This window comes from Rhizobacter sp. P3_C12 (genome assembly GCF_056402735.1).
Map to the genome: position 1 here is coordinate 1 of NZ_JBFUGW010000286.1, position 7,438 is coordinate 7,438.

The following is a 7,438-nucleotide window of genomic DNA, read 5'->3' on the forward strand; positions in this document are numbered from 1 at the left end:
GAGTCGGGTGAGCCAGGCGGCCGGGCTGGAGGGGCGCGAAGCGTTGAACAGGCAGATGCTCGCCGCGACGAAGAGCAGCGGATCGACGATGCCCACGTGCTCGGAGCCGGGGAAGATGCGCGCGATGACGTCCACCTGAAACACCCAGCGTACGGCCAGGGTCACGCCGAGCAGCCCGACGGCGAGGCCCGCTACTCGCGCGGTTGAAAGGGCCGATTTCTGCATGGGGTGTGTTCGATCCGGTGATTGCCGCCAGGCGATGTTGCGGCGCACAACCTCTCGACGGGCAGGCGACACTGGAGCAAGCGCTAGCCGCAGAGTACGCCTCAGCGGAAGCGCTGAAGGCCGGAAGTGGGCCCGCGCGGCATGCCAATCTTCATGTGGGTGCGCTAGAAGTGCATTCGACTAGGTCAGCACCGCCATCGCGCCCACATCCGCTCGGACGCGTCTGAGCAGACCCAACGCGTTGCGCCGAAGGTCTCCTTTCGGTACGAGCGGTCGTTCGGCGTCTGAGTCTGATCGACCGCACCCAGCCTAAAGCGGTCCTCCGCCTAGCCACATCAGGCGAACGCGAAGCCGACGTTCGCCAACGTCACGTCACCGCCATGCACCGCCGTCGCGCGAGACTCGGGCCCCGCCTCCGTATGCAAGGGCACTCAAGTTTGGCTCCGAGAGTCGATAGCTGAGTCTTTCCGGAACGAGCGCAGCACCGAGGACTTCGTAGAAGGACATTCCTCGGATGTTGGACGCCTTCACCGGCCAGTCGATGCGGCTGCAGCCGTTGTCCCGGGCGTACCGGGAAACCCATGTCATGAGTGCCCTGCCGGCCCCTTGGCTCCTCTGGGCCGTACTCACATACAGCTCCTTCAGCTGGCAGTGCCGACGCATATCCGGCGCGAAGTCCACGAGCGAATACACAAGCGTGATGGCGGCCAGGCCGAGCACCCGGCTGCCGTCCACCGTAGCCACGATCAGACGGTGTGGCGAGCTCGGTCCCAGCAAGTTGTCAATGAGATGCTCCCGCACGGCATCTCGGGCAACCACCGCGCCTTCGTTGTAGTAGGCGTGCAACTCGCAGAGTAGATCGATCAAGGACTCGTATTGCGGCTCAGCGACAAGGTCTACGTACATTTCGCGCCTCGTGGTTGTCATCCAGAATGGCTGGCTCGCGATTCTCCGGCAGGATCGCTCCATCTGCTCCGGGACGCCCGGTCGACGGTCGCGCAGGCAAGCGCCTGTGTGCGGTCATGACGTATCGCTTTCGATCCCCGCCTACCTCTAGAGTATGAGCTTCCCTCCCGCCTTCATTCTTGAGTGGCATCCGCTCCGGAGAGCGTGAAAAAGAAGGTCGCACCCCTGCTTGGCGCGGCTTCCGCCCAAATGCGTCCGCCATGTCGCTCGACGATGCGTTGCGCGATCGACAGTCCCACGCCGCTCCCTTCGAACTCCTCGGCACGGTGGAAGCGCTGGAACGCATCGAACAGACGGGGCGCGCGTGCCATGTCGAAACCTGCACCGTTGTCCCGCACGAAGAAGACCCGCTCTTCGCCGCGCTGTTCGCAGCCTATCTCGATCGCGGGGCGCTCGGCGCGCCGGGTGAACTTGAACGCGTTCGACAGCAGATTGACGAACAACTGCCTCAGCAGCGTCGCGTCAGCAACAATCTCAGGTAGATCGCCGATCCGTGGCATCACGCGCAACGGTTGCTCCTGCAGCAAGTCGTCGACGACACCCCGCACCAGCACTGCCAGGTCCACGGCCTGCATCGTCAGTGTCTGCCGCCCCACACGCGACAGACGCATCATTGCGTCGATCAACTGGTGCATGCGCTGCGCCGATCGTTCGATGTGAGCCAACCAGCCGCGTTGCTCTGCTGGCAACTCCACGCTTGGATCGCTCACCAGCAGCTTCGCAAATCCGCTGATGACGTTCAACGGCGCGCGCAGGTCGTGCGAGGCCGAGCGCGTGAAGGCGTCGAGCTCGCGGTTCGCAACTTCGAGCTCGCTGACATGCTTGTGCACGCGCCGCGCGAGTTCTGCGTTCTCCAGCCGAAGGCGCCGCACCGTAAGGCCTCGTCCCAGCACTGGCAGGATAGCGCTCAGCTTGAACGGCTTGAGGATGTAGTCCAGCGCGCCGGTCTGCATCGCCTCGACGGCGGAGCCGATTGTTCCTTCACCCGTCATGATGATGCCGACCAGCATCGGATCAACTTGCAGCGCTGCCCGCAGCAAATCGATCCCGTTCAGATCCGGCATCATCAGATCGGCCAGCAGCAGGTCGAATGGACCTTGGCGCAGAGCTACCAGAGCCTCTTCTCCGTGGGTGCAACCGACGACCTGGTAGCCGTGGTCTTCCAGGGTGTCGCACAGCGCCTGCATCTGCGCGACCTCGTCATCGACGATGAGCAGTCGACCTTGGGGTACTTCGGTCACTGGGCCTCCTTTATCGAATCCGTGGCCGCCTGGGTCAGCTCGACCAATGCCGCGCGCAGTTCGCGCAGTTTGGGTGGTTTGCTCAGCACGCGATCCACGTGCTCAGGAAATTCGCCATCGCTCATGAGCCGCTGCCCCCAGCCGGTGAGCATGATGACCGGCGTTGTGTTCCCGCCCGCCTTCACGGCCGCGGCGACCTTGCGGCCATCCACGTACGGCATGCCGAGGTCGGTCACGACGACATTGAAGGCCTCGACGAGTGGGCGAGCCGCTTCGAAAGCGTCAATACCAGCCTGGCCGCCGTTTGCGATGGTGACGACGTGGCCATCCAGTTCGAGCGTGTCGCACAGCGACTTGAGCATGATCGGATCGTCGTCGACGATCAGGATGCGCTGCCGCGCTGCTGGCGCCTGTGGTCGCGGCGGTGCCGATGCGCTTGGTTCCACGGTCGGGATCGGGAAACTCAGGCGCACCGTCGTGCCATGTCCTAAGGCACTTTCAACTTCAACATCTGCGCCGTGTCTCTGTGCGACGCCGTACACCATCGCCAGTCCGAGACCTGTGCCGCGCTCGCCCTTGGTCGTGAAGAAGGGTTCCAGGCAGCGGCTCCGCGTGTCGTCGTCCATGCCTGTGCCGGTGTCGGTGACTTCCACCACGGCGTAGCGTCGAGCCGTCTCCGGGGCGTCCTCGGATGAGCCGGTGCGGCGTGTTCGCAATGTCAACAGACCGCCGTCGGGCATCGCGTCCACTGCATTGAATATCAGGTTGGTCAACGCCTCGCGCACTTCGCTCTCGACACCCAAGATAGCGGGTAGATCGGGATCCAGCTCGGTCAGCAGGCGCACGACCATGCCGCGTTGCTGTGGCATGTCGCTCCAGCGGGCGTGGGTCAGGTCGACCACTTGCTGCACCAAGGGATTCAGCCGCACCGATGTCGACAGCGACTGTGGCTCGCGTTGGCGATAGAACTCCCGCATGCGAGCCACCGTGGCGGCCACGTCGTCAATTGCGCGCGCGATCGTCACCAGGTAGCCACGCCCTCGTTCGCTCAGATGCGGCTCACGTTCCAGCAGGCTCTCGGTATACAGCGCCACGGGCGAGATGGCGTTGTTGATGTCATGGGCGATGCCGCTGGCCATTTGTCCAAGGGCCCGCAGACGTTCCTGCTGCATGACTGTCTGCTGGCTCTGGCGCAGGTCGTCGTATGCCTGCTGCAACGCTCCGTGCAGTTCGGCTTGCTGGACGGCGAGCGCCACATGGGAGCTGAGTTGGCGCAGGAACTCGCATTCACCGCTGCTGAAGGCTTGCGGCGACCGACGCGCGGACACGAGGATGCCGAACACACGGCTCTCGGACTGCAACGGGGCAATGACCAACGAGCACAAGCCGCCCCGCGCGAGCCGCTGCGGAAATGCAAACGCGACCTGCCGGATGTCTGGCTCGTAGACCAGTTCGCCCCGAACGCAGCGCGACAGCCCGTTCTCGTCGATCTCGACGCTCGATTTCTCTGCCAGCCCCAGCTCCAATGCCAGCGGTTGGCTGTGCGCGCCGACGCGGATGACCGTCAGGGCGTTGGATGTCGCATCAAAGTGCAAGACGCAGGCGAAGTCCACCGGCAAGCGCTCTTCCAGGCTGCGCATCGCGACTTGATGGATGCTGCGCAGGTCCTGTCTCTCGCCGATCGCGCGGGTGATCTGGTCCAGCAGGGTCAGTCGCTCCAGCTGTGCCTCCAGTCGCGCCTGCGCGAGCTTGCGATCGGTGATGTCGCGCACGAACGCGCTGAAGGCCGGTGTCGCTCCGGTTCGAATCGGCGTGATGGACAGGTCGATCGGAAACTCGTGGCCATCCCGATGCAGCGCAGTCAACTCGACGCGCTTGTTCAGAACCGCGGCCTCGCCGGTGGCAAGGTAGCGTTCGAGGCCACGCCTGTGACCCTCGCGGTGGCGCTCGGGGATGATCGTCTGCGCCAGCGACCGTCCCAACGCCTCGGCGTTCGTCCAACCGAAGGTGGTTTCGGCTTGCGGGCTCCAGCCGGTGATGGCCCCCGTGCCGTCCATTGTCACGACGGCATCGAGCGCGGTGTCCACGATCAGGCGAGTGCGTTCTTCGCTGGCCCGCAAGGCATCTTCGCTGCGCTTGCGATCAGTAATGTCGGTGGAGATGCCGAACACGCCGTACACCTTGCCATTCTGGTCGCGCAGCGGGCATTTCACCGACACATAGGTGTGCGGCTCACCGTCATGGGGGACGAACTCTTCCTCGACCAGTGGAGCATCCGCTGCGGCAACGCGCTGGTCCACGTTGCGCAGGGCATCCGCGACCTCCGCAGCGAACAGTTCGTGATCGGACTTTCCGACGACTGCCTCGTTGCTGATGTGGAACAGCTCTGTATAGCGCCGGTTGACCAGCAGATAACGTCCCTGAAGGTTTTTCACATAGATCACCGCCGCCGAGTTGTCGATGATGGCCTTCAGCAGCCGCTGGCTCTCGCGCAAATCCTCGTTGGCTCGCTTCTGCTCGGTGATGTCCTGCAAGGTGCTGAACCAGCGCATCTTGCCGCCGGCATCGACGACTCTGGGAATCGGCTCGATCACCTGGCGGACATGGATCTCGATACCGTCCGCCCGTCGAAGCCGGTACTCGACGTCCATACGCACGCCCGCAACGCCGGCGGCGATGCTGGTATTGCGGAACGTCGAGCGGTCGTCCGGATGCAGCAGGCTCATCCACTCGCGGGTGCTTTGAGGCATCCGGGCAGGCTCGACCCCGATCAACAGCGGCAATGTCTCGGACCATGCCTCGAACGATCCATCGGGTCGCGTGATCACATGGGCCAGCTTTGCCATCACATGGGCACGGTGCAGGGCCACATCGCGTTCACGCAACGCGCCTTCGATGCGTCCCCGCTCGACGATCTCTGCTTCGAGATCCTGGGTCTTGCGGGTCAGTTCGGCAGTTCGCAGCTGCACCAGCTGATCGAGTTGATCGCGCGATTGCCGCAGCGCCGTGTCCTGCTCCTGGAGGCGAGCAGCCATTGCGTTGAAGCTGCCACCGAATTGCCCCAGTTCGTCGCCCCGCAGGCCCCGAATGCGGGCGGCCAGGTCGCCGCTGGCGATGGCCTCCACGGCCATGCCCAGCGCGCGAATGGGCCGCAGGATGCTTGCTGCAAACACCAGCCCGATGAACGCGGCGAGAGCAAGGATCCCTGCCGACATCAGCACTCTCTCACGTGTAGCCTCAGTGATCTGCGCGACGACGGCAGCCTCAGGAACCATGTAGAAAACTGTCCATGGCACCGTCTCGAACCGGCGTGCGACACCGTAGTTCCAGGTCTGATTGACGGGGGCGAAACCGCGGAACACGCCAGGGGACGGCACGGCAGCGCGGGACCGGTCGAACTGCTCAGGGAACGATCTAACGTCTTCGAGCAACATTCGTGTCTTGTCCCCGAAGCGGCGTTCGGTGACGAGGCGCTCGACGGTGGCGGGATCCAATGCCCCACCAGGGTGGAAGACGATCTCGTCGCTATAGGTGTGCGCGATACGTATCCCTTCGCGATCGAAAAGAACCGCGAAGCTGCCGGGGCCTGCGAGCGCATTGGATCCCTTGACCGTGTCCCACAGCGCTTTCGCATGCACCCACAGAACGGCGATGCACCCCACGCGCTGGCTTGGCCCAGGGATCGGTATGAGGTAGGCAATCGTCGGGACGGAACCACTGCGAGGCGACGAGATGAAGAGGTCGGAAATAACAGAACGGCCCTGCATCGCCTCGCGCACGGTCGGACGATCGGAGAGGTCGACACCGATCAATGGCGACTCCGTGGCAATGAGGACGCGCCCGCTGCCGTCGAGCAAGGCGGCGCCGCGGATACCTGTATCGCTTGCTGGATAGGCCGAGAGGATCCCCAGCATCGCTGTACGCCGCGTTGCGCTGCGATCCGGTGATTCAGCGCAGTAAGCCGCTGATTCGGGGAAGCCCGCCAGCTGGGTGACCGAACGCTGGTAACCCCGGTGAAAGCCATCGAGTTCGTGCACGATCTGGTCGCCACGAGCCTCAAGCACGTCCTTGACACCATTCAGCAAGCGGGCCTGGTCTTGCCGCAGATCCACGTATGCCCACAGCGCCAGCGGCAGCAGCGAAGTGGCTGCAAGCAGTGCGGCCATTTTCGCGCGCAATGGCCAGTCCGCAAACCGGAACGACTTCTTCATCAGCGCATCCTCCCCCAGCAAAGCAGCCTCGCCTCAGCACTGGGAATTCCTCTTTGTCAGATATGCGATGCTGTGCTTGGGGCTAAGTAAAGGATACGTCCGATCCAGACTCATCCAACTATCAGATAAGACAGGCCGCTTTCACGATGACGGAATTGGCGCTGCTTCGCCGCGTTCTTCGTGGAAATGGGGAGGTCGCGTCAAGCAGAACATGTCGACCATAGAAGGCACGCGCAGTGCCAGGGAGTCATCGATGTTTTGTGCCAGCCATTCCGTTCCCCATGAAGATTGCCCCCATTGCCGGAAGACGGTGTCGGCGATGCGCCCAACGGTGTTCGCCGAGCTGGCCGCGGCCGAACTAAGCGCCGGCACGGTGTGCTGCCTGGGCTGCGATCTCGTCCACCGCGAAGCCCTCGACGCTTGCCCGCGCTGTGCCCGGCCGAATCCGGCGCACGAGCGCCTGCCTGACGCCATGAGCCGACCGGTGGACCACCTGCATGCGCTGACGCTTCGTGACATCGCAGGGGCCCATCTGTGAGGGCAGCACCCGAGCACTTCCCGGCGGGCGTCGACGAACGCGACCTGCTGCGGGCCCTGCTGGACAACTCACCGGATCACATCTATTTCAAGGACAGGCAGTCCCGCTTCATCAAATCGAGTGCGGCGCAGGCGCTCCAGTTCGGGATGGCGACACCCGACGGGTTGGTCGGCAAATCGGATTTCGACGTCTTCTCCGACGCGCATGCCCGGCCGGCCTTCGAGGACGAGCAGGAGATCATCCGCACCGGCCTGCCG

5 protein-coding genes and 1 pseudogene are annotated in these 7,438 nt (G+C 63.8%); 2 read left to right on the forward strand and 4 right to left on the reverse strand.

Translation table 11 applies throughout. The annotated features are described in order from the left end of the window. The 4 genes from AC1DXV_RS28510 to AC1DXV_RS28525 all read right to left on the reverse strand — a co-directional run. Window positions 1-225 (reverse strand): hypothetical protein (locus AC1DXV_RS28510; RefSeq protein WP_477871200.1); only part of this gene is annotated, 225 nt, incomplete at its 3' end. Window positions 226-597: 372 nt separating this feature from the next. After that, complete coding sequence (locus AC1DXV_RS28515) at window positions 598-1,131, reverse strand: GNAT family N-acetyltransferase (RefSeq protein ID WP_477871202.1); 534 nt, start codon at window positions 1,129-1,131, stop codon at window positions 598-600. A 173-nt stretch (window positions 1,132-1,304) separates the two neighbouring features. Beyond that, window positions 1,305-2,432 (reverse strand): ATP-binding protein, encoded by a 1,128-nt coding sequence (locus tag AC1DXV_RS28520; RefSeq protein ID WP_477871205.1) that lies wholly within the window; start codon window positions 2,430-2,432, stop codon window positions 1,305-1,307. Further along, a complete protein-coding gene (locus tag AC1DXV_RS28525) occupies window positions 2,429-6,643 on the reverse strand; it encodes a PAS domain S-box protein (protein ID WP_477936776.1) in 4,215 nt (1,404 codons plus the stop codon). Before AC1DXV_RS28525 ends, AC1DXV_RS28520 begins: the two co-directional genes overlap by 4 nt. 211 nt (window positions 6,644-6,854) lie before the next feature. On the opposite strand from AC1DXV_RS28525, the gene AC1DXV_RS28530 reads away from it, so the two are divergent. Both AC1DXV_RS28530 and AC1DXV_RS28535 read left to right on the forward strand, forming a co-directional pair. Continuing rightward, complete coding sequence (locus AC1DXV_RS28530) at window positions 6,855-7,181, forward strand: hypothetical protein (protein WP_477874790.1); 327 nt, start codon at window positions 6,855-6,857, stop codon at window positions 7,179-7,181. Next, window positions 7,178-7,438 (forward strand): annotated as a pseudogene (locus tag AC1DXV_RS28535) (hypothetical protein); the annotation flags it as partial. The gene AC1DXV_RS28530 and the pseudogene AC1DXV_RS28535, both read left to right, overlap by 4 nt.

What these genes read in the sequence shown, in the direction of transcription:
- AC1DXV_RS28515 (WP_477871202.1), bottom strand. Translation starts at nt 1,131, where the DNA reads ATGTACGTAGACCTTGTCGCTGAGCCGCAATACGAGTCCTTGATCGAT.
- AC1DXV_RS28525 (WP_477936776.1), bottom strand. Translation starts at nt 6,643, where the DNA reads ATGAAGAAGTCGTTCCGGTTTGCGGACTGGCCATTGCGCGCGAAAATG.
- AC1DXV_RS28530 (WP_477874790.1), top strand. Translation starts at nt 6,855, where the DNA reads ATGTCGACCATAGAAGGCACGCGCAGTGCCAGGGAGTCATCGATGTTT.